The sequence below is a fragment of the Arthrobacter bambusae genome (genome assembly GCF_030812595.1).
GTDB classification, from domain to species: domain Bacteria; phylum Actinomycetota; class Actinomycetes; order Actinomycetales; family Micrococcaceae; genus Arthrobacter; species Arthrobacter bambusae_B.
In genome coordinates this window covers 389,773-410,263 of record NZ_JAUSSZ010000002.1, presented here as the reverse complement: position 1 = coordinate 410,263, position 20,491 = coordinate 389,773, and the positions used below count along the sequence as shown (strand labels likewise).

16 protein-coding genes and 1 pseudogene are annotated in these 20,491 nt (G+C 64.6%); 12 read left to right on the top strand and 5 right to left on the bottom strand.

Annotated elements, in window-relative coordinates; translation table 11 throughout:
- Positions 1-191 precede the first annotated feature (191 nt).
- The 4 genes from J2S96_RS05305 (at position 192) to J2S96_RS20160 (ending at position 5,561) form a co-directional block, all read left to right on the top strand.
- Positions 192-1,271, top strand: coding sequence for a Gfo/Idh/MocA family protein (locus tag J2S96_RS05305; protein ID WP_306860617.1), 1,080 nt, complete (start codon positions 192-194; stop codon positions 1,269-1,271).
- 90 nt (positions 1,272-1,361) lie between these two features.
- Entirely contained in the window at positions 1,362-2,309 is a 948-nt protein-coding gene (locus tag J2S96_RS05300) for a hypothetical protein (RefSeq protein WP_306860615.1), read from the top strand.
- Positions 2,310-2,433: 124 nt separating this feature from the next.
- On the top strand, positions 2,434-4,134 hold the full coding sequence (locus tag J2S96_RS05295) for a hypothetical protein (RefSeq protein ID WP_306860613.1): 1,701 nt from the start codon (positions 2,434-2,436) through the stop codon (positions 4,132-4,134).
- A gap of 929 nt (positions 4,135-5,063) precedes the next feature.
- Positions 5,064-5,561: a uracil-DNA glycosylase gene (locus J2S96_RS20160; protein WP_370873000.1), complete on the top strand. Its 498-nt coding sequence runs from the start codon at positions 5,064-5,066 to the stop codon at positions 5,559-5,561.
- Positions 5,562-5,603: 42 nt separating this feature from the next.
- Here J2S96_RS20160 and J2S96_RS05285 read toward each other — a convergent pair whose 3' ends face one another.
- Positions 5,604-6,050, bottom strand: a complete 447-nt coding sequence (locus J2S96_RS05285) for a DoxX family protein (protein WP_306860609.1) — start codon at positions 6,048-6,050, stop codon at positions 5,604-5,606.
- Between the two features lie 116 nt (positions 6,051-6,166).
- On the opposite strand from J2S96_RS05285, the pseudogene J2S96_RS05280 reads away from it, so the two are divergent.
- Positions 6,167-7,158 (top strand): annotated as a pseudogene (locus J2S96_RS05280) (FAD-dependent oxidoreductase).
- A 76-nt stretch (positions 7,159-7,234) separates the two neighbouring features.
- Here the strand turns inward: J2S96_RS05280 and J2S96_RS05275 are convergent.
- Positions 7,235-9,454: an NADP-dependent isocitrate dehydrogenase gene (locus J2S96_RS05275; protein ID WP_306860607.1), complete on the bottom strand. Its 2,220-nt coding sequence runs from the start codon at positions 9,452-9,454 to the stop codon at positions 7,235-7,237.
- 360 nt (positions 9,455-9,814) lie between these two features.
- On the opposite strand from J2S96_RS05275, the gene J2S96_RS05270 reads away from it, so the two are divergent.
- Together J2S96_RS05270 and J2S96_RS05265 are read left to right on the top strand one after the other, a co-directional pair.
- Positions 9,815-10,657 carry a trypsin-like serine peptidase gene (locus J2S96_RS05270; protein ID WP_306860605.1) on the top strand — a complete coding sequence of 281 codons (843 nt, stop codon included), beginning with the start codon at positions 9,815-9,817 and terminating at the stop codon, positions 10,655-10,657.
- 196 nt (positions 10,658-10,853) lie between these two features.
- Positions 10,854-11,876 (top strand): trypsin-like serine peptidase, encoded by a 1,023-nt coding sequence (locus J2S96_RS05265; RefSeq protein WP_306860603.1) that lies wholly within the window; start codon positions 10,854-10,856, stop codon positions 11,874-11,876.
- Positions 11,877-12,060: 184 nt separating this feature from the next.
- Here the strand turns inward: J2S96_RS05265 and purH are convergent, their stop codons facing one another.
- Complete coding sequence (gene purH / locus J2S96_RS05260) at positions 12,061-13,743, bottom strand: bifunctional phosphoribosylaminoimidazolecarboxamide formyltransferase/IMP cyclohydrolase (RefSeq protein WP_306860601.1); 1,683 nt, start codon at positions 13,741-13,743, stop codon at positions 12,061-12,063.
- A gap of 120 nt (positions 13,744-13,863) precedes the next feature.
- Between purH and J2S96_RS05255 the strand changes: the two genes are divergently transcribed.
- Genes J2S96_RS05255 through J2S96_RS05245 form a run of 3 tightly spaced genes read left to right on the top strand, consistent with a single transcriptional unit; the run spans position 13,864 to position 17,128 of the window.
- Positions 13,864-14,802, top strand: a complete 939-nt coding sequence (locus J2S96_RS05255) for an N-acetylglucosamine kinase (RefSeq protein WP_306860599.1) — start codon at positions 13,864-13,866, stop codon at positions 14,800-14,802.
- A complete protein-coding gene (gene murQ, locus J2S96_RS05250) occupies positions 14,786-15,757 on the top strand; it encodes an N-acetylmuramic acid 6-phosphate etherase (protein WP_306860597.1) in 972 nt (323 codons plus the stop codon). The genes J2S96_RS05255 and murQ overlap by 17 nt, the downstream gene beginning before the upstream one ends.
- An 18-nt stretch (positions 15,758-15,775) precedes the next feature.
- The gene (locus tag J2S96_RS05245) at positions 15,776-17,128 is read left to right on the top strand and encodes an MFS transporter (RefSeq protein ID WP_306860595.1); all 1,353 of its coding nucleotides are present in this window, start codon (positions 15,776-15,778) and stop codon (positions 17,126-17,128) included.
- Positions 17,129-17,273: 145 nt separating this feature from the next.
- Here J2S96_RS05245 and purN read toward each other — a convergent pair whose 3' ends face one another.
- On the bottom strand, positions 17,274-17,846 hold the full coding sequence (gene purN / locus J2S96_RS05240; RefSeq protein ID WP_306860593.1) for a phosphoribosylglycinamide formyltransferase: 573 nt from the start codon (positions 17,844-17,846) through the stop codon (positions 17,274-17,276).
- A 38-nt stretch (positions 17,847-17,884) separates the two neighbouring features.
- Here purN and J2S96_RS05235 point away from each other — a divergent pair, with 38 nt between their 5' ends.
- A complete protein-coding gene (locus J2S96_RS05235) occupies positions 17,885-18,307 on the top strand; it encodes a hypothetical protein (protein ID WP_306860591.1) in 423 nt (140 codons plus the stop codon).
- Between the two features lie 31 nt (positions 18,308-18,338).
- Here the strand turns inward: J2S96_RS05235 and J2S96_RS05230 are convergent, their stop codons facing one another.
- On the bottom strand, positions 18,339-19,670 hold the full coding sequence (locus J2S96_RS05230) for a cell division protein PerM (protein ID WP_306860589.1): 1,332 nt from the start codon (positions 19,668-19,670) through the stop codon (positions 18,339-18,341).
- Positions 19,671-19,975: 305 nt separating this feature from the next.
- Here J2S96_RS05230 and J2S96_RS05225 point away from each other — a divergent pair, with 305 nt between their 5' ends.
- The gene (locus tag J2S96_RS05225; RefSeq protein WP_306860588.1) at positions 19,976-20,440 is read left to right on the top strand and encodes a DUF4383 domain-containing protein; all 465 of its coding nucleotides are present in this window, start codon (positions 19,976-19,978) and stop codon (positions 20,438-20,440) included.
- Positions 20,441-20,491 lie beyond the last annotated feature (51 nt).

The window sequence follows — 20,491 nt, the reverse complement described above, 5'->3', positions numbered from 1 at the left end:
ACCTCCGTTGGTTTACCGGCTCCTTCTTTAAAGACGACACGGTCGTTGCAACTCCCAAAAAATTCTGGGTGTTGCAACGACCGCTAGAACCAGCCCTCAAGGGGGTGGCCGCCGTCGTCGTGTCCGGGTCCCGGTCTTCCCGCTCGCATGCTTCCTGTAAACGCAAGGGATGCAATGAGAGGATAGGCCGCATGAGTCTGCATATCCCCAAACCGTGGTTGTTCAGCCAGCCGAACCAGGATCCCCGGGCCGCAACCGGTAAGGTCCTGAACTGGGGCGTTGTTGCAACCGGTGGGATCGCCAAGACCGTGGCCGGCGACCTCGCGCAGCTTGAGGACGCAAAGTTGTTTGCCGTGAGTTCGCGGCACCAGGACTCAGCGGATGCCTTTGCTGCCGCGCATGGGGTCGCGAAGTCCTATGGGGACGACGGCGGTGTGCCCGGCTACCAGCGGCTGCTCGCCGATGACGCCGTCGACGTGGTCTATGTGGCCACTCCCCACGCCCAGCACTTTGAGATCGTCCGGGACGCCCTCAACGCGGGCAAACACGTCCTGTGCGAGAAATCCTTGACCATCAACGGCCGTGAGGCCGCCGAGCTCGTTGCTTTGGCCCGGGAGCGGAAATTGTTCCTGATGGAGGCTGTCTGGAGCCGATTCCTGCCTAGTATCCAGAGGGCATTCGCGATTGCCGCCTCCGGCGAGCTGGGCAACATCAAGTGGGTCAGCGCAGACCTTGGCTTCCCTGCCCCCTACGATCCCTCCGCCCGCATCTGGGCCCCGGCGGACGGTGGCGGGGCCCTTTTGGACCTCACGGTGTACGCCCTGCTGTGGCCCTTGGGCACGCTCGGTTTCCCGCAGTCGGTCAGCGCAGTGGGAACGTTAACGGACGACGGCGTCGACTCCCAGAATGCGCTCACGCTCGCTTACGAGGAGGGTGCCATCGCCCAGCTGACCTCATCGTTGCTTGCGCATGGGCCGCGCTCGGCGTCCGTTGCCGGTTCCAAGGGGTTCCTCCAGACGCAGGGATCCATCAACAATCCGAGGGAGCTTCTGATCCGAACCGGCTGGGACGAGCCGCGGATCGAACGCTTCGACGCGGTAGGGATCGGCTACACCTACGAGTTGCGTGAGGTAAGCCGCTGTGTCCAGCAGGGACTGACTGAGAGTCCCGTGATGCCCTTGGACGATTCGCTGAACACCATGCGTCTCTTCGACGGGGTGCGATCCCAACTCGGAGTCCGGTACCCCAATGACGCCCGCCGAGCGGGTTGACGAATCCTTCGGCAAACCTCTGGACTAGTTAACTAGTGAGGCCTACGATGGGAGCGATCGTCGATCAAAGCTGACGCTGGGGGTGTCGAGATGGAAGCCGAGCAACGTAAGTCGCGCATGCTTCATGTTCTCCGCTCCGTCATGCTCGCGGGCGCGGGTGCCGTCGTATGGATCGCCCTCTCTTCCACGGCAGCCAACGCTGATTCCGGAGATACAAACAACCACACTCTTCTGGGCGGCGCGGGTTCCACAGTGTCAAGCGTCGTACACGACGCCGCAAAGGGCCTTTCCGGGACACCTGCAGATTCCGTTCCGGCAGGTGCCGCGTCCCTGCCCGCTCGGGTTGCGGATTCGGCGCCAGTCCGCGCGGTCCACCTACCGGCGGCCCAGGTACCCGCTGCCGTTTTGAACGAACTTCCTCAGCTGGCTCAGAGGGTCGACCGACTCGTGGCCACGACACCCGTGGTCAGCGCCGTTGTTCCTGATGGAACCGTTGGTGGCGTGACTGAACACGTTGTGTCGTCAGCAACCAGCGCGGTTGACGGGGTGGGCTCGAGCGTTGATTCCTCGCTCGGCCGCGTCGTTACCCCAGTGTTGGCCACAACGGTCCCTTCCATTCAATTCCCCGATGATGTGGCCATGGGCGACGGCATCGCAGGGGGACCCGCTGTTCTTGGGCCCGATGCCGGAGCCCTGCCTACGCCGGCTCAGGATGTCGCAACTCCGTTCGCTAGCCTCGCTGGCCCCAGTATTCCGCTGGCCCTGACCGGGACACTTTCGAAGGGGGCGGCCTGGGCCGGCGGTTCTGAAGATCACCCGGCGCCCCCGGCCGACGGGACGTTCCCGCTTGGTACACCAGGGGACAGCAGCGCCTCCGGTGGTGCTTCGGTCCTTTCCACGAATCCTTCGGGGGCCGCTGCGGCCTGGCTCCAAGGTACGGACCTGTTTCAGCCTTTGACCGGGACCACCGAGTCCACGGCTGCTGCCGGCAGAGTTCCGGCTCCGGTGTCCTTTGACCCCGGTTCTTCTCCCGACTAGTTCCGAGCCCCGCTGCCTCCCCGGAAGTCCATTCGGGGCCGCGGCAAACGGCCGATCCGGGCGCACCCGCAGGTTCCCTGCGGACCGATGCGCCCTTGGGACTAATCGTTCAGGAGAAAACATAATGCACAGCATCATTCGCAAGGGGCTGCTTGGCACCCTCTTTGCCGGCGGGTTGGTAGCCCTCGGCGCAACTGCCGCGAACGCGGCAGACACTACAGCAAGTGCGCAAGGCACTGCCTCAGGCACTCAAGTCGTTGCACCGGTGTCCGCTCCGGTGACCCTCGGGTCGACGTCGCTCTCAATACTTGGAAATGCGGGCGTCGCGACCACCACCCCTGCATCCGCCCCGGCTCCGGCCCCGGCGAGCAATTCCGGCGGAGTAGCCGTCCCGTCCGGAACCCAGGCGGTGGCTCCGGTATCGGTCCCTGTTAATATCGGAGCCACCTCACTGGCAGTTCTGAGCGATTCCGCTCCTGGGACAGCCTCTGCCACCCAGGTGGCGGCCCCGGTCACCGCGCCGGTCACCGTAGGCGATACCTCCGTCAACGTCCTCAGCACCACGCCGGCAGGCACCGGCGTCACGGCACCGGTGACCGGACTGGCCACCGTGGGCGATACCTCCGTCAACGTCCTCAGCACGACGCCGACAGGCACCACCGGAGGCACCGGCGTCACCGCACCGGTCACCGGCCTGGCCACCGTGGGCGACACCACCGTCAACGTCCTCAGCACCACGCCGGCAGGCACCACCGGAGGCACGGCTGGGGGCACCGGCGTCTCTGCACCGGTGACCGGACTGGCCACCGTGGGCGATACCTCCGTCAACGTCCTCAGCACGACGCCGGCAGGCACCACCGGAGGCACCGGCCTCACCGCACCGGTGACCGCGCCGGTCACCGTGGGCGATACCTCCGTCAACGTCCTCAGCACGACGCCGACAGGGACCACCGGAGGCACTACCGGAGGCACCGGCCTCACCGCTCCGGTGACCGCGCCGGTCACCGTGGGCGACACCACCGTCAACGTCCTCAGCACCGCGCCGACAGGGACCACCGGAGGCACGACCGCAGGCACCGGCGTCACCGCACCGGTCACCGGCCTGGCAACCGTGGGCGACACCACCGTCAACGTCCTCAGCACCACTCCGGCAGGCACGACGCCGGCAGGGACCACCGGAGGCACGACCGCAGGCACCGGCGTCACCGCACCGGTCACCGGCCTGGCAACCGTGGGCGATACCACCGTCAACGTCCTCAGCACGACGCCGACAGGCACCGGCGTCACCGCACCGGTCACCGGCCTGGCCACCGTGGGCGATACCTCCGCCAACCTGCTCGGCAACACCCCGGCAGGCACCGGCGTCAACGCTCCGGTATCCGCACCGGCCACCGTGGGCGACATCTCCGCCAACCTGCTCGGCAACCCGCTGACGGGAACTACCGGCATCCTCTCCGGTACGGGACTCAGCGCTCCCTTGAGCCTCCCGTTGACGATCGGCACCACGTCGGGGCTGCTTCCCGGCGGCACGAACCCGTCGGCCGTCACTCCGGTGGTTGTGGGCCCCCCGGTCGTGAACTCACCGATTGGCGCTCAAGGCTTCGTTGATCCTGCTGCCACCGTTCCGGCAACAGAAACTGCGGCACAAGCCGGCGCCACCCCAGCTACGGCAGCTACCGCAGCCGTTGCTGTTGGGGCTGGAGCGGCCGTTCTCGCAAGCACCGGCTTCAACGGTTTGTGGTTGCTGTTCGCGGCAGCGCTGCTGTTGCTTGGGCTCATCGTGATTGTCGGCAGCCGGAAGATCCGGGCAACTATTTCCGCATAGTCACTGGCTCGGACTGCTCCACCGCATTGGACAGCAGCCCGTTCCCGGCTCCTCCGCGGGGCAAACAGCCCCGCGGAGGAGCTCATGCGTGTCATCAATGGAAATGGATTTGGACCGCATCCGGGTGATTTTCGACGCATCGCTATTCCTTCATGCCCGGTGCTGAGCGACATACCGTGTCAGATGAACGGCGGAAGAACACCAGAGCGCCCTGCGGCTTGCTAAGATCTAAAGGCTCAACCGGTCCCCCGGAGAGCCTCCCCATCAACTGGCCCGGAAACGGACGCGCACCGCCGCGCCCGATACCGGCCCCTGCCCGACCCCAGGAGATCCCTGCTCTCATGACCGCATTGGCCGAACCGGACTATTTCGACGTCTACGACGAGGACTACCGCAGCGAACTGGACTCGCGGTACGAAGAAGGTTTCGGGCGCGGCCCCGAGCTCGACGATGACTACGGCAGCGGCTACGACGAGCTCGACAAACTCTTCGATGGCTTGTTCGATGACGAGGATGAGCTAGACGCGCCGAAGGCCGAAAAGAAGGCCCCGGCCAAGAAGGCCGCTCCGAAGGCGGCTGTAAAGACGACCGCGCCGAAGGTGGCTTCGTCCAAATCGATGCCCAAGGCGAGCCCGGTTATTACCCGCAAGGTGGAACCTGTAGCGGCTCCCGTCAGCGCCATGGCCGCCGTCGAAGCAGCCGTCGAACCAGCCGCCGTCGAAGCCATCGCCGAACCGAAGCCGTCTGTGACTATCGTCGAAAGGACCGGCCTCGAAGGGGCAAACTCCGGCGAGGCACCTGCGGAAGAAGCCAAGGTTCCCGTGGTTCCGGACAGCCCTTTCTTCGCCCCGCACATCGCTCCGGTCAACGAGCATGTGGAGTTCCTCCGCAAGCTCCGCCCCGGTTTTGAGGTTCCATACGTGGATCCGATGCACTCGGTCGAAGACTGCCGGATTGTCACTCTGTTCTCCAACACCAGCGAGCCCTCCCCGCGCGGCGTTGTCTGGGCAGGCGAAGACACCGCCGCCACCCGCCTCCTGGGCCTGCAGTTCCAGCTCGGCCTGCGCCCGGAATGGATGATGCCGTGGAACACCCACCCTTGGTTCACTCCGGGCGAGGCGTACGGAAAACTGACTCCCGAGCAGGTCACCGCAGGCCTCAAGCCGCTGATCAGTTTCCTCAAACTCGTTCCGCGCGCGTCCGCAATCGTCGCCCACGGAACTGAAGCCAACCGCTTGGCGCAGATGCTCCTCAAGACTGACAACCAGCTGATCTGGCGCCGCGGCCTGAAGGTCTACAAAGCCCGTTCACTGCACGGGCGCGCGTTCGCCGGTTCCAAGGAACGCCAGACCGAATGGCTGATCGAAATGGGCCGCTCCTATGCGGACGCCATGGCCCGCGCAGGTCTCCAGGCCGGCCGACGCTAGGACACAGGCCGGCGCGAGGACACAGTCACGGCGCTAGGACAATTAGCGCCGTGACTTCCGGGTCGGCTTCCCGGCAAACAGTTTCCGATCCAGCGAAACCGCCCCGGAACCGACGAAAGCAAATGCCAACGCCAACGCGATATACAGGATGAGCAGCTCAGCGTTGATTCCGGGACTATCGCTCAACAAGGGCTTGCCTGATTCGGTGACAAACCAGATCCCCGCGTACATGAGGGCGGCCAGGAAACCGGCCACCCTGGTCAGGGCGCCGAGCACCAAAAGTGCACCCAGTCCGGTTTCACCCCAGATGACCAGCCAGGACATCAGCTCGGCTTTTTGAACACCCATCGCGGCGATGGATGCCTCAAAGGCCGGCTGCCCGGCTAACAGTTTCTGGATCCCATGCAGCAGCAAAAGGCCGCCGAACACGACCCTCAGAAACGCGATGCCACGCGACGACGAGGTCTGCGAAGGAAGGAGGAATTTCACCCGATCCAATCTTCCATGCCGACGGCACAGCTCAAAGGGGCCGCTCCGTGCACGGCAGAATGGAGGCTGCAGTGGACCTCGATGGGAGGCCGCGGGACAGGATGGGTGAATCTGGGATGGATGTTGACGTCGTCGTAGTCGGCGGAGGCGCAATGGGATCGGCTGCCGCGCGGCAACTCGCGCTCAGAGGACGATCAGTGGTCCTTCTGGAACGGTTCGAGGAAGGGCACCACATGGGCGCGTCCCATGGCGCGACGCGCAACTTCAACACGGCCTACGCGGAAGACGACTACCTGGCCCTGGTCAGCGAAGCCAGGAAACTCTGGGACGGGCTCGCCGAGGAGACCGAAACGCAATTGTTGGACCTTGTGGGGCTGGCCAATCACGGAAACGTTGCCCGCCTCCGGGAAGTTCGCGCAGCGCACGCGGAGCGGGGCATAGCAAGCCATTTCATCTCCGCCAAGGAGGCGTCAGAGCGTTGGGCGGGCATGATGTTCCGTAGCGATGTTCTCTTCGTGCCGGAATCGACGATCGCGCCGTCGTCGTGACCGATTCGCTGGAGATCACGGCACGCCGGGTCGTCGTCACGGCAGGCGCCTGGACCAGCAAGCTCCTCGGGGCGCACGTGCCACTCCCCCGTTTAGTGATCACCCAGGAGCAGCCCGCCCACTTCACACCCATCGACGGTTCGCAGCTCTGGCCGAGCTTCAACCACGCGCCGGACCCAGGCGATCCCCGCGACGACTATTGGTACAGCCCGGTCTATGGGATGCTCACGCCGGGCGAAGGGGTCAAGGCGGGGTGGCATGGCGTAGGACCGGTCACCGATCCTGATGCCCGGACGTTTGAACCCGAGCCGGTTCAACTGGAGGCCCTCCGCCGCTACGCCCGTGAATGGCTGCCGGGAGTCGACGCCGAATCGGCGGTTCCCATCAGCTGCACCTACACCAGCACGGCCAACGAAGACTTTGTTCTCGACCGTTTTGGACCCCTTGTGGTCGGAGCCGGGTTCTCCGGGCACGGATTCAAGTTCACCCCGGCTATCGGCCGCGTACTCGCCGACCTTGTCGATGGGGTCGACGCGCCGCGCCGCTTTCGCCGCGCTTAAATGCAGCTGGCTCGCAGTTGTTGTCATTAGCTCTCGAAACGACAACAACTACGAGCCAGTCAGGCGGGCGCGGCGCCTAGTTCAGCGTCGCGACAACCCGGTTGAGCGTTGCTGAAGGCCGCATCACGGCCTCTGCCTTCGCGGCGTCCGGGCGGTAGTAGCCGCCGATGTCGGCAGGCGAACCCTGAACACCGAGCAGCTCGGCGACGATGGTTTCCTCATTGGACGTCAAGGCGCCGGCGACGGCGGAGAACGCCGCAGCGAGATCGGCGTCGTCGCTCTGTTGGGCCAGTTCCTGGGCCCAATACTTGGCGAGGTAGTAGTGGCTGCCTCGGTTGTCGAGTTCGCCGACCCTACGCTTCGGCGACTTGTTGTCGAGCAGGAACGTGCCCGTGGCGCGGTCGAGGGTGTCGGCGAGGACCTGGGCCCGGGCGTTGCCGGTGGTGGTGGCGAGGTGCTCGAAGCTAACGGCAAGTGCGAGGAATTCGCCCAAGCTGTCCCAGCGCAAGTGGTTTTCCTGCAGGAGCTGCTGGACGTGCTTCGGAGCCGATCCGCCGGCACCGGTTTCGAAAAGACCGCCGCCATTGATCAGCGGGACCACGGAGAGCATCTTGGCGCTGGTCCCGAGCTCCAGGATCGGGAACAGGTCGGTGAGGTAATCACGCAATACGTTGCCGGTCACCGAGATGGTGTCCTCGCCCTTGCGGATCCGCTCCAGCGTGAACGCGGTGGCCTTCTCCGGGGACATGATTTCGATCTGCAGGCCCTCAGTGTCGTGGTCCTTCAGGTATTCCTTGACCTTGGCGATCAGCTGGGCGTCGTGGGCGCGCGTTTCGTCGAGCCAGAAGATAGCCGGCATCTTGGAGGCACGGGCACGCGTGACAGCCAGCTTGACCCAGTCACGGATCGGCACGTCCTTGGTCTGGCAGGCGCGCCAAATGTCGCCCGGGGAGACCTGGTGTTCGATCAGCACGGTTCCGGAGGAATCCACAACCTGCATGGTCCCGGCGTACTCAACCTCGAAGGTCTTGTTGTGGCTGCCGTATTCTTCAGCCGCTTGTGCCATCAGGCCCACGTTCGGAACAGTCCCCATGGTGGTGGGGTCGAAGGCGCCGTGTGCACGGCAGTCATCGATGACAACCTGGTAGACGTCGGCGTAGCAGCTGTCCGGGATGACTGCGAGGGTGTCGTGCTCCTTGCCGTCCGGGCCCCACATGTGGCCGGAGCTGCGGATCATGGCCGGCATCGAGGCGTCAACGATGATGTCGCTGGGTACGTGCAGGTTGGTGATGCCCTTGTCCGAATCGACCATGGCCAGCGCCGGGCCGTCTTCCAGGCCCTTCTTGATGGCCGCCTTGATGCCTTCGCGGACGTCCTCCGGGAGTTCGTCGAGGCCGTTGAGAATGGAGGCGAGGCCGTTGTTGGGGCTCAGCCCGGCCGCAGCGATCTGCTTGCCGTAGGTGTCGAAAAGCTCGGAGAAGTACGCCTTGACGACGTGGCCAAAGATGATGGGGTCGGAAACCTTCATCATGGTGGCCTTCAGGTGTGCCGAGAACAGCACGCCTTCTTCCTTGGCGCGAACCACCTGGGCAGCCAGGAACTCGTCCAAGGCGGCGGCGCGCAGCACTGTGCCGTCCACCACTTCACCGGCGAGGACGGGGAAAGCCGGCTTGAGGACCTTGACAGTGCCGTCTTCGCGGACGATCTGGATCTTGACGGTGTCATCGGCAGGGATGACCACGGACTTCTCGTTGGAGCGGAAGTCGTTCGCCGACATGTGCGCAACGTTGGTCTTGGAGTCCGCGCTCCAGGCACCCATGGAGTGCGGGTTCTGGCGGGCGTAGTTCTTCACCGACAGGGGTGCGCGGCGGTCCGAGTTGCCTTCGCGCAAGACCGGGTTGACGGCCGAGCCCTTGATCTTGTCGTAACGCGAGCGGATGTCCGTCTCTTCGTCAGAGGAGGGGTTGTCCGGGTAGTCAGGGAGCGCGTAGCCCTGTCCCTGGAGTTCGGCAATGGCTGCCTTCAGCTGCGGGACGGATGCGCTGATGTTGGGGAGCTTGATGATGTTCGCTTCGGGCTTCTTTGCCAATTCGCCCAGCTCGGCCAGTGCGTCACTGATCCGCTGGTCTTCAGTCAGGTAGTCACCGAAGACGGCGATGATTCGGCCGGCCAGCGAAATGTCGCGGGTCTCGACCTCAACGCCGGCCGTCGAGGCGAAAGCTTCCACAATCGGCAGGAACGAGTAGGTCGCCAGCATCGGCGCTTCGTCAGTGTGGGTATAGATAATCTTTGCCATTGGCGGGGCATCTCCCTGAAAGTCTGCAGATTTCAACATCTCTAACTTACCTGAGGGGGCCGGATTGGCGCGTACTGGGACGGCGCCAGGCAAGCTGTGCAACGTCATGAGCCGCCGAACCTTATGTACCTCAGGGACAAATCGGAGTAGGTTCATTGCGTCAAACTGTGGCCGATGACACATGGCCGCCAAACGATTGGCAGGACAATCATGACGAAGAAATCACTACCCATCACTGGTCTCCTGAGCCTCCTTACCTCCGCCGTTTTGACCCTCTGTGCCGCTGGAGGGGCGGCAGCCGCAACGCCTTTCAATGCGGTTTCGAGCTTCGCAGCGCCTGGGACGCTGCAGCTTGACAGTATGGCCACAACAAACACCGACCCCACCGGGTACTGGACTCCCGAACGGATGCAAGCAGCAATCTCCGGCGATGTCCTGGCAGGCAAAGCCCTAGCGCGAAGCGGCGTATCCAGCACGGCCAGCGGCACTGTCGAAACCGGGCCGCCCGTGAAAATCGCCAGCACCAAAGGCGGCAGCCCGGCCCTGCACCAAGACGAAGACCCCATTGACCACGTCGGCAAGGTCTTTTTCACGATGGGTGCCTTCGCGTACGTCTGCTCCGGCAACGTCGTCGTGTCGGATAATGACAGCACGGTGGCGACCGCAGGCCACTGTGTCAACGAGGGTCCGGGAGCATTCGTGCATAACTTCGTGTTTGTTCCGGCTTATCTAAACGGCAAGGCCCCTTACGGCATCTGGCCCGCCAAAGCCCTCTACACAACACCCCAGTGGCGCACCGCGGGCGACATCCGCTATGACACAGGCTTCGCGGTGACCGCCACCGTGAACGGCAAGCACTTGGCCGACGTCGTCGGTGCGTCCGGCGTAGAGTTCAACCAGGAACGGGGGCTCAGCTACAAGGCCTTCGGCTATCCTGCGGCCCCGCCCTTCGATGGCCAATCGTTGAAGAGCTGTTCGGGCGACGCCACCAAGGACCCCATCAATCCACAGTTCAAGGCGCAGGGCATTCCGTGCGATATGACCGGTGGATCATCGGGCGGACCTTGGATGGTGGACTCCGAGCGCGATTCCTACCAAAACTCCATCACGAGCTACGGCTACCCCGGCGGCCCGGCAGTGATTTACGGGCCTTACTGGGGCTCCGTAATCAAGGATGCCTATGAGACGGCGTCCTCGTCCTAGGCCTTCGGGTCTCGCGGAAAATCGCGCAAAAATAGGGCAGAAATAGCGCTGAAATAGGGCAGAATTCATCTCTTGTCAAAACGAAAGTCAAATCTCACAGTTTCTTTACATCCTTGTCACGGCTTGGGTAGTTTCGGTTCCGTCAGTCGGCGGCCGCCACAAACCGGCCGCCTTCCCCTCGATATCTAGGACAACTGTGACGAGAACCAAAGCCCTGGCCACAAGCCTGTTCAGCCTTGCTGCCGCCGCCTTGCTCACGCTGGGCGCCGGCAGCGGGGCCACCGCGGCTCCGCCAATAAGCAATGACACCGATGCGTCAAGCGTCAGCAGCGGGTCGGCGTCGGATGGCAACACCGCGGACTATTGGACTCCTGAACGGATGAAGAACGCCGTCTCCGGCGACGTTCTGGCGACCAAGGCGCTCACGCGAGCGGTGGGCCTCACCCGCCTCCCGGTTTCCCCTGAGCAGGTGTTCCCCGGGCTTGCGCGCGCAGTGACTATCGACGGCCAGAAAGCCGCCGGCACCGCAACGCCGTCGGCTGGCGTGGACCCCAAAGCAAACGCCAGTGAGTCTGCGGTTTCGCACATCGGGAAGGTGTTCTTCACCCTCGGCGGGGTGAACTATGTCTGTTCCGGCAACTCCGTCACTTCGCCTAACGAGAGCACGGTATCCACTGCCGGCCACTGCCTGAACGAAGGCCCCGGGGCATTCGCGAGCAACTTCACGTTTGTTCCTGCCTACCAGGACGGCGCCGCGCCCTACGGGAAGTGGACAGCCAAGGCGCTGTACACCACCAGCCAGTGGTCCTCGAGCGGAGCGATGCAGTACGACACCGGCTTCGCCGTCATGAACCCCCTCAATGGACAAAAACTCGCAGCCGTTGTGGGTGCCTCCGGAGTCCAGTTCAACGCCGCCCGCGGACTGGCATACAAGTCGTTCGGCTACCCCGCGGCGGCTCCCTTCACGGGAGAATCACTCAAGAGCTGCTCCGGCACGGCCTCCAACGATCCCTACAACCCCCAGTACAACACCCAAGGGATCTCCTGCAATATGACGGGTGGCTCCTCCGGTGGCCCGTGGTTCATTGGAACCAACTCCGGCGGTTACCAGAACTCGGTGAACAGCTACGGCTACGGCAGCAACTCCGCCACGATGTTCGGCCCGTACTGGGGCACGGTCATCCAAGGCACCTACCAGACCGCCTCCACAGCCCCGTAGCTTCCCCGCCTCCCCAGGGACATGCCCCCTGTACATCCCTAGGGCTGGACATATTCCGAAAATGCCCAGTCCTGACAACAAAGAATGGACATGTCCTCCTGGGCAGGGAGGACATGTCCATTCTTTGGTGGAGCGGGTGGACCTGGCGAGCGAGCGGAGGGCCCGGACCTCGCGAAAGCCGGACCTAGTGGAAGAAGTGACGTGCTCCGGTGAAGTACATCGTGATGCCAGCGGCGTTGGCCGCAGCAATGACTTCCTCATCGCGCACCGAACCACCAGGCTGGACGACGGCGCGGACACCGGCATCGATCAGGATCTGAAGGCCGTCGGCGAACGGGAAGAACGCGTCGGAAGCGCCCACGGCACCGCGGGCACGCTCGGGCGCGCTAGCGGCGGAGGCGTTGGACGCACCGCCAGGGGCATCGCCCCCAACAGCACCTTCGGACTCCACTTGGACGCCCAATGTGTTGGCGCGCTCAACGGCAAGTTTGCACGAGTCCAGGCGGTTGACCTGGCCCATGCCGATGCCGACTGCCGCCCCGTTGTTGGCGAGCAGGATCGCGTTGGACTTGGCGGCGCGGCAAGCGGTCCATGCGAACGCGAGATCGGCCAGCGTGGCGTCGTCGGCAGCTTCGCCGGCTGCCAGGGTCCAGTTGGCAGGGTTGTCGCCGTCGGCGTCCACCTTGTCGGCCTCCTGGACGAGGACGCCGCCCGAGACTTGGCGGATCTCGGTCGGGTAGCGGCCATAACCGTCCGGCAAGGCCAGCAGGCGGATGTTCTTCTTCTTGGACAGGATCTCGACGGCTTCCGGCTCGAAGCCCGGGGCGATGACAACCTCAGTGAAGATCCCGGCCACAGTCCGGGCCATGCCGGCCGTGACGATGCTGTTGGCCGCGATGACGCCGCCGAAAGCGGACACCGGATCGCAAGCGTGGGCCTTGGCGTGGGCGTCGGCGATGGGGTCGGCGGCATCCGCGGAACCAACGGCCACACCGCACGGGTTGGCGTGCTTGATGATGGCGACCGCGGGCTCGTCGAAGTCGAACGCGGCACGCAGCGCGGCGTCGGCGTCGACGAAGTTGTTGTAGCTCATGGCCTTGCCGTGCAGTTGGTCGGCCTGGGCGATGCCCGCTGGGGCGGCCTTGTCAACATAAAGGGCGGCCTGCTGGTGGGGGTTTTCGCCGTAGCGCAGGACCTCGGAGCGCTCGAGGGCGAGACCGGCGTAGGCGGGCCAGTCGATGACGCCGTCGCCGTCTTCGTCGAGGAACTGGCTGGCGGTCCAGGTGGCGACGGCCGTGTCGTACGCCGCGGTGTGCGCGAAAGCCTTCGCGGCCAGCCGGCGGCGGGTCTTCAGGTCGAAGCCACCGGCAGCGGCGGCTTCGACGACCGAACCATAAAACGACGGGTCAACTACGATCGCGACGGCGGCATGGTTCTTGGCGGCCGAACGCACCATGGCGGGACCGCCGATGTCGATCTGCTCGACGACGTCGTCCTGCGCAGCGCCGGAGCGGACGGTCTCCACGAACGGGTAGAGGTTGACCACCACGAGGTCGAAGGGTTCGATCTCCATCTTGGCCAGGGTTTCCATGTGGGCCGCAACGCGGCGGTCAGCCAGGATGCCGCCGTGCACGCGCGGGTGCAGGGTCTTGACCCGGCCATCGAGCATCTCCGGGGAACCGGTGACTTCTTCGACTTCCTTGACCGGAACACCGGCCGCGGCGATCTTCTTCGCGGTGGAACCGGTGGAGACGATGGCGACGCCTGCTGCATGCAGGCCCTTCGCGAGCTCCTCCAGCCCCGTCTTGTCGTAAACCGAGATCAGTGCACGGCGGATGGGAACACGGTCAAGCTGCGTCAAGCTCACAAAAGTCTCCGTCTTATATCGCGGGATTCCGCGGTTGCTGGGGATACGGGAGAGTTTATCGTGTTGTGGGCCCTCTGCGTTTTTCGAGACGTGGCAGCGTCCGCAACATATGGTTGGGCCATGGATTCCGCAGATCTGATTTTGGTGGCCGATGTCGGCAAGAGCCGATGCAGGGTTGAACTCAGGCAAGGCGGTGAGGTGCTGGGATCGGCGGAGCAACAGGGCTTCCCCGGTCTGGGCATGGACGGCGGCGCCATGCTCGCCTTCGAGCTGCTGGCGGACACCGCGGCCATGCTGCCTGGCGGACTTCCGGCAGCATTCCCGGACGGTCCGTTGCGGGGAATCGGCGCAGCCGTGGCCGGGGTTGAAGCCTCCGCGGCGAACTCCCGCCGGCTCGCCGTCCTGCTTTCCGAACGTTTCAACGTCCCGGCCGCAGTTCTCTCGGATGCCACCGCGGCCCAGCTCGGTGCCCTGGACGGTGCATCGGGAACGGTGCTGATTGTGGGCACGGGGGCGGTTGCTTTCCGCTTCGACGGCGCCGGGACCCTCCACCGTGCCGATGGTTGGGGACCGTTGTTGGGCGATCGCGGAAGCGGCCGCTGGATCGGCCAGGAGGGTCTTCAGGCCGCACTGCGAGCGCACGACGGCGGACCGGCCACCTCGTTGCTCGGCGCGGCCAACGCGCTGCTTGGGCCGCCCGCGGAACTACCGGCGCGGCTTGCCGAATCCGACAACCCGGCCCGGGCGATGGCGCGTTTCACTCCCGCCGTGCTGAAAGAAGCGCAGGCGGGAGACGCCGTCGCGCGCGGCATTGTGAACGAAGCGTGCAGGCTTCTCGTGAACACCGTGGCCCTTGCCTCCGGCGACACGAAGCAAGTGGCGCTCCTTGGCGGGGTGGTGAACTCGGAGTTCTTCGGCGCCCTCTTGCACAACGCCCTCGCTTCGGCTGGGATTGAGGTGGTTGCGGCACTCGGCGATGGCATGGACGGGGCCGCCCTCGCAGCGAACCGCCGCGGGCTCCTGCAGGAAAGGTATATTCACCGTGACGGAACAGCCTGAAGCGTCTGCCCCTGATTCGTCCGGTTCCATCGATGGCGACCGGCTCAAGGACCTTCGATCCGAGCTCGCGGGTTTGCAAACAGAAGCTGCATCGCCCGCGCTGGACTTGGACACGATGGGCACGGCCGAGCTCGTCGCCGCAATGAACGAGCAGAACCGCGGCGTCCCGGCCGCCGTCGAACAAGCCAGCGGGCAGATCGCCGAAGTGGTCGACGCCGTGGTGGAACGTCTCGCCCGCGGAGGCCGGCTGCTCTACGTCGGCGCCGGAACTGCCGGGCGGCTGGGAGTATTGGACGCGAGCGAATGCCCGCCAACCTTCGGCACTCCCCCGGGGCTCGTCGTCGGGATCATCGCGGGCGGCAACCAGGCAATCCAGAAACCGGTGGAATACGCCGAAGACAATGCCACGGCCGGTGCCCGGGACATGCACGACATCAGCGTGGGCGAAGCGGACGCCGTCATCGGAATCTCCGCGTCGGGACGCACGCCCTACGTGATCGGAGCCCTTGAGGAGGCCCGGAGCCGGGGCGCATTCACGGCATCGCTCGCCTGCAACCACGATTCACCCATCAGCAAATTGGCGGATGTCGCGATCGACGTGGTGGTCGGCCCGGAATTCGTTGCCGGTTCCACGAGGCTGAAAGCGGGCACCGCGCAGAAACTCGTCCTCAACATGATCAGCACGCTCGCCATGGTCAAGCTCGGGAAGACCTATGGAAACCTGATGGTCGATCTGCGCGCCACCAACAACAAACTCCTCGCAAGGTCCCAGCGGACCATCCAGCACGCCACCGGAGTGGACGCGGAGACGGCGATTCGCGCGCTGGATTCCGTGGGTGGATCGGTCAAGGCGGCCATCCTGGTGGTGCTGACGGGCATGGACCCGGGTCAGGCGAAGAGTGCTTTGGATGAGGCTGGCGGGTTCCTTCGAAAGGCGATCCAGAATTACGCATAGGGATTCCCAGGAGCAGCAGTGAATACGTACACGACCGTCCCTAGCGGCGAGCAGGTCGTCCAGGAGCTGCCGTGGCGGTGGAAGGTCCAAGGCAGGATCTTCCTGATCGGCGGCCTCGGCTTCATGTTCGATGCCTGGGACGTTACCCTCAACGGCATCCTGATTCCGCTGCTTTCCAAGCATTGGTCCCTCCAGCCTGCCGACGCCGGATGGATAGGCACCGCCAACCTGGTCGGCATGGCCTTGGGTGCCTTCGTCTGGGGCACGATCGCGGACGCGCTCGGCCGGAAGCGGGCTTTCACCGCCACCCTGCTGATCTTCTCCATTTTCACGGTGCTGGGAGCTTTCGCCCCGGACTTCGCCTGGTTCTGCATCTTCCGCTTCCTGGCCGGCTTCGGGCTGGGCGGCTGCATTCCAGTGGACTACGCGCTGGTAGGCGAGTTCACTCCACGGAAGCAGCGCGGCAGGGTGCTTACGGCCATGGATGGTTGGTGGCCGGTGGGAGCCGCCCTGTGCGGGTTCGTTTCGGCAGGACTCGTGGCTGCCTTTGCCGATTGGCGCCTGACAATGCTCGTCATGGTGTTGCCTGCCCTGTTGGTGTTCTGGGTCAGGCGGGGTGTGCCCGAATCCCCGCCCTTCCTTATCCGCAGGGGCCGGCGCCAGGAGGCCGCCGATGTCATTGACCGTCTCGTCCTGGCCGTGGGAGCTGAGGCGCGCGCCTACAGCCTCCCCGCACCACAGGACGCGCCGCGCCTCTCCGCGGGCAGTGCGTGGCAGCAGTTGCACCGGGTCTGGCGCTTCAATTGGAAAATCACGACGGCGGCCTGGGCCCTGTTTTTCAGCATCCTCCTGGTGTACTACTTGAGCCTGACGTGGATGCCGCGGATTCTGATCGGCGCCGGATTCGAGGAGTACAAGGCCTTCGTGACGACTGCCGGTATGGCCGGCGTCGGGCTCTTGGGCGTCGCGGTCGCCGCGGTGCTGGTGGAGCGGGTGGGCCGCAAGTGGATCCTCGCCGTCACCGGGCCGCTCTCGGCTTTGACCTTGGTGATCGTTTCATTGGTGGTGGACATTCCTGACGCCGCGGTGTTCTGGCTCCTGGCATTCGGCTTCGTCATCCAGGTGGCCATCCCGGTGCTCTACACCTACGTGTCGGAGCTCTACCCCACCGAGCTCCGAGGCTCCGGCTTCGGCTGGGCCTCTACCTTCTCCCGTGTTGGCGCCGGGATCGGGCCGCTCGTGTTCGCTTCGTATCTCTGGCCCGAGTATGGCCTGGCCACGTCCTTTGCTTTGGCCGGCGGCCTCATTGTGCTGTCCACGCTGTGGATGGCGTTGTTTGCCCCGGAGACCAAGCAGCTCGAACTCGACTGAGCATGCCCCCTGCTTCCGGCCGCGAGTGGACATATCAGCAATATGTCCATCCTCTGCGGCCAACAGCGAGCATGTCCCGCGGAGGGCTCTGGACATGTCCACTCGTCGCGGTCAAGAGTGGGCATGTCCCGAGGGACCCTGGGATTCAGGCGTGCTTTCCCGCTGCGAGCTCTGCGAGCGTCCGGACCAGGAGCCTGCGCTCCACCACCTTGATGCGTTCGTGCAGGGTGTCCTCGGTGTCGTCCGGGGCGATTTCGACGGCTTCCTGCGCGATGATGGGCCCGGTGTCCACGCCGGCGTCGGCCCAGTGGACGGTGCAGCCTGTCACTTTCACCCCATAAGCCATCGCATCGCGGACACCGTGGGCGCCAGGGAAAGCCGGCAGCAGGGCCGGGTGCGTGTTGAGGTACTTGCCGCCGAAGGCATCGATGAATTCCGGGCTGACAATCCGCATGAACCCCGAGGAGACCACGACGTCCGGATCGTACGAGGCAACAGCCTTGGTGAGAGCGGCGTTCCAATCGGCCCTGTCCGCGTAGTCCTTGAAGTCCACCACGAAGGTGGCCAGTCCGGCGGCGGCGGAGCGTTCCACCCCGTAGGTACCGGGCCTGTCAGCCCCCACCGCCACGATCTCAACGTCCAACTCGCCGGCCTTCACGGCGTCGATGACAGCTTGGAGATTGGAACCGGTGCCGGAGACGAGGACAACAATGCGCATTGCACTAGCTTATGGCTGGCTCGCGTAGGCTGGAAAACATGAATTCCGGCGTTGGACCCACTCCGCAGCACCAGCCACAAAGCGAGGCGGCCAAGTCAGCGCTTGCCGTCACCCGCACGCTCTTCAGGACGTTCCTGCTGACGGTGCTCGGAGCCATCTTCGTCTACGTCCTGGGCGTCACCTTCGTCTGGCTCAGTGCGGTCCTCACCGTCATCGCGGGGGTGCTTGGGGTGGTGGTCCTGGTGCGCGCCATCAGGTTCAAGCAGCCGCGCATCGTCCTGTTTGGCACGATTTCCGGTCTGGTGGTCACGGCCATCATGTGCCTTCTGGTGGTCACCGCCGTCGTTTTCTTCCAGCAGATCCGCACCTTGCAGGATTGCGCACGAGGCGCACTGACAATCCACGCCCAGGACTCATGCCAAGTGGATTTCCAGAACTCCATTCCCACCGGACTGCGCTAGTCAGCGCTCAAGTCGAGGCAAGGCGGCCGCTTTAGCGGTGGTCGCCGTCGTACACGGAATCGTTGAGGTCCGCTTCGTGGAGCTGCTGGCGCCTCTCGAGCCAAGGCCCTACCCAGTAACCGACCACGACGCCGATCCCCACCTCCGCGGCAATCCAGACTGCAGTCTTCTGCGGATCCGGGCCGATCTCGGTGAGACGGCCGATTCCGGCGGAACCGCGTGCCAGCCAGGCGAGGCACCCAGCCAAGGCCCCCGCCACCGCTCCAACGAGGGCGCCGAGGAATAGCGTTGAAACCGGGGCCGTGAACCAGCGCGCCTTGATCTTGATGGAGAGCCATTCGTCAAAGTGGTTCTCCCCCGCGCGCAGGAACCACCAGCCAGCCAACAGCCCCGCGGTCACCGGAAGGGCAAGGGCCGCGGCACCGAAGTCGAGCGTCCCGGTGGGCAGTGCACCGAAGACGGGAATCGCGGGCAAGGGCCCGACGGCGGAGCCCAGCGCCCCGACGTGCGAGCCGACACCGAGGGAGAACCCGGCACCAGAGGACCAAGCCAAGGTGAAAACCGCCAGATTCGGCAGGTAGCCGAGCTGGGCGATGGTCAGGACGCCACCACCGAGCGCACCGGCTTTCAGGCCCTCGTAGACGGCGATGATGTCGGCCCAGTGCAGGAGAAGGCCGACTGCGAGCAGCATAGCCGCGAGTGTCATGGCCGCCATGATCGCCACAAACCCGGCCTTGATGGCGGAGCCGAAGTACGAACCGGCCCACCGGGAATGTTGGCTTGTGCGTGCGAGCCAATCGACGGCGTCCACGCCGATGAGCCTGCTCCAGGAGCCCGACTCGCGCCGGGCGCCCACCACCATGCCGAGGCCAAACGGGATAAGCGGCAGCAACGCGGCGAACCAAATGTTTATCACGACGTCCTGCGTGCGGCAGACGAATCCCGTGGCCGCGCCGAACGCCCCATAGACAAGCAACGCTCCGAAGAAGGCCTGCCACAACTGGTCCGTGTAGGAGGCCCTGGCCAGTCGCCGGCCCGCGCGCCACGCCAAGAGGAAGGGGACCAGCGTCAGTCCAAGCGGGATAAGGGACAGCATGCCCGAGCCTGGCAGACCCGCGGTTCCCATGTTGACGGTGGCAAGCTGCAGCGGCACGCCGTGGACCAGCAGCCAGGTTTGGCCGGCCAAGCGGGCCAGGAAATCGATGGCGTGGTTCTGGAATCCGTCAGTTGCCCAGACGCCGATCAGCGGTAAGACCACCACGAGCGCGGAGATGATGGCGGCCTGGGCCGACTCAAGGGAACCCTGCAGCCACAAAGGCATGGGCAGGCCACGGTTACCGGTCTGATCAGCGCGCAGTTTCATCGTGTTCTATCGTGCCACGGCGCGCCCCGCTCCCCCGGGAGGCGCCCGGGCGCCCCGCGAATCCACCAACGCTCGCTCACCTATGACCCCCTCCCCACCGACGCCCACTCACCTATGACCCCCAAAAGCCAAACGCTCGTGCGCATCTGCCGCGCCGCCGTCGTCGTTCAAGTGACCGGGCGTCGGGAAAAAACCCGGCATAAGTGACCGGGCGTCGGGAGCCGGGAGGGACGCTGTTCCCGGCGCTTTTTGCATATGCCAGACGTAAAATTGGACTGTTCGCAAGAGGTGGATGGAGGGCACAAATGACTACCGCAAGCCCGCATGCACACGGTGTTCACTTTGGACGGACGGACATCCAGAACATCGGCATGGGTGTAGGTATTCTGGTGGCGCTGGTGGGCCTGCTCGGATTCATACCCGCCATCACCGTGCGGTACGGGGAACTGCAGTTCTTCGGGCCGGACTCGCACGCAATGCTTCTGGGCGTGTTCCAAGTGTCGCTGCTGCTCAACATTGTGCAGCTTCTCATCGGCGGAACCAGCTGGGCCATGTCCCGTTCGGGTGGCCATAGCGCCCGCAATAGCCTGATGAGCTTCGGGGCCTTATACATCGTGATCAGTGTGTACGGACTCAGCGTTGGGGTTGATTCGCCCGCCAACTTCCTGGCGCTGAACACGCTCGACAATTGGACGTTCATGGTTTTGGGCATCCTGATGATCGCCGCAGGCTGGATGTTTTCACGGCACCTTGCTGACGACGCGGAATAGCCCTGTTCACAAGCCCGGATTAAGCTAGCCCGGGATTACAGGAGCCGCCAA

Bases quoted from the DNA above. Each gene is read 5' to 3' on its own strand.
- J2S96_RS05230 (WP_306860589.1), bottom strand. From the start codon at position 19,670: ATGAAACTGCGCGCTGATCAGACCGGTAACCGTGGCCTGCCCATGCCT.
- J2S96_RS05275 (WP_306860607.1), bottom strand. From the start codon at position 9,454: ATGGCAAAGATTATCTATACCCACACTGACGAAGCGCCGATGCTGGCG.
- J2S96_RS05305 (WP_306860617.1), top strand. From the start codon at position 192: ATGAGTCTGCATATCCCCAAACCGTGGTTGTTCAGCCAGCCGAACCAG.
- J2S96_RS05225 (WP_306860588.1), top strand. From the start codon at position 19,976: ATGACTACCGCAAGCCCGCATGCACACGGTGTTCACTTTGGACGGACG.
- J2S96_RS05300 (WP_306860615.1), top strand. From the start codon at position 1,362: ATGGAAGCCGAGCAACGTAAGTCGCGCATGCTTCATGTTCTCCGCTCC.
- J2S96_RS05255 (WP_306860599.1), top strand. From the start codon at position 13,864: ATGGATTCCGCAGATCTGATTTTGGTGGCCGATGTCGGCAAGAGCCGA.
- purN (WP_306860593.1), bottom strand. From the start codon at position 17,846: ATGCGCATTGTTGTCCTCGTCTCCGGCACCGGTTCCAATCTCCAAGCT.
- J2S96_RS05270 (WP_306860605.1), top strand. From the start codon at position 9,815: ATGGCCACAACAAACACCGACCCCACCGGGTACTGGACTCCCGAACGG.
- J2S96_RS20160 (WP_370873000.1), top strand. From the start codon at position 5,064: ATGCACTCGGTCGAAGACTGCCGGATTGTCACTCTGTTCTCCAACACC.
- J2S96_RS05295 (WP_306860613.1), top strand. From the start codon at position 2,434: ATGCACAGCATCATTCGCAAGGGGCTGCTTGGCACCCTCTTTGCCGGC.
- J2S96_RS05235 (WP_306860591.1), top strand. From the start codon at position 17,885: ATGAATTCCGGCGTTGGACCCACTCCGCAGCACCAGCCACAAAGCGAG.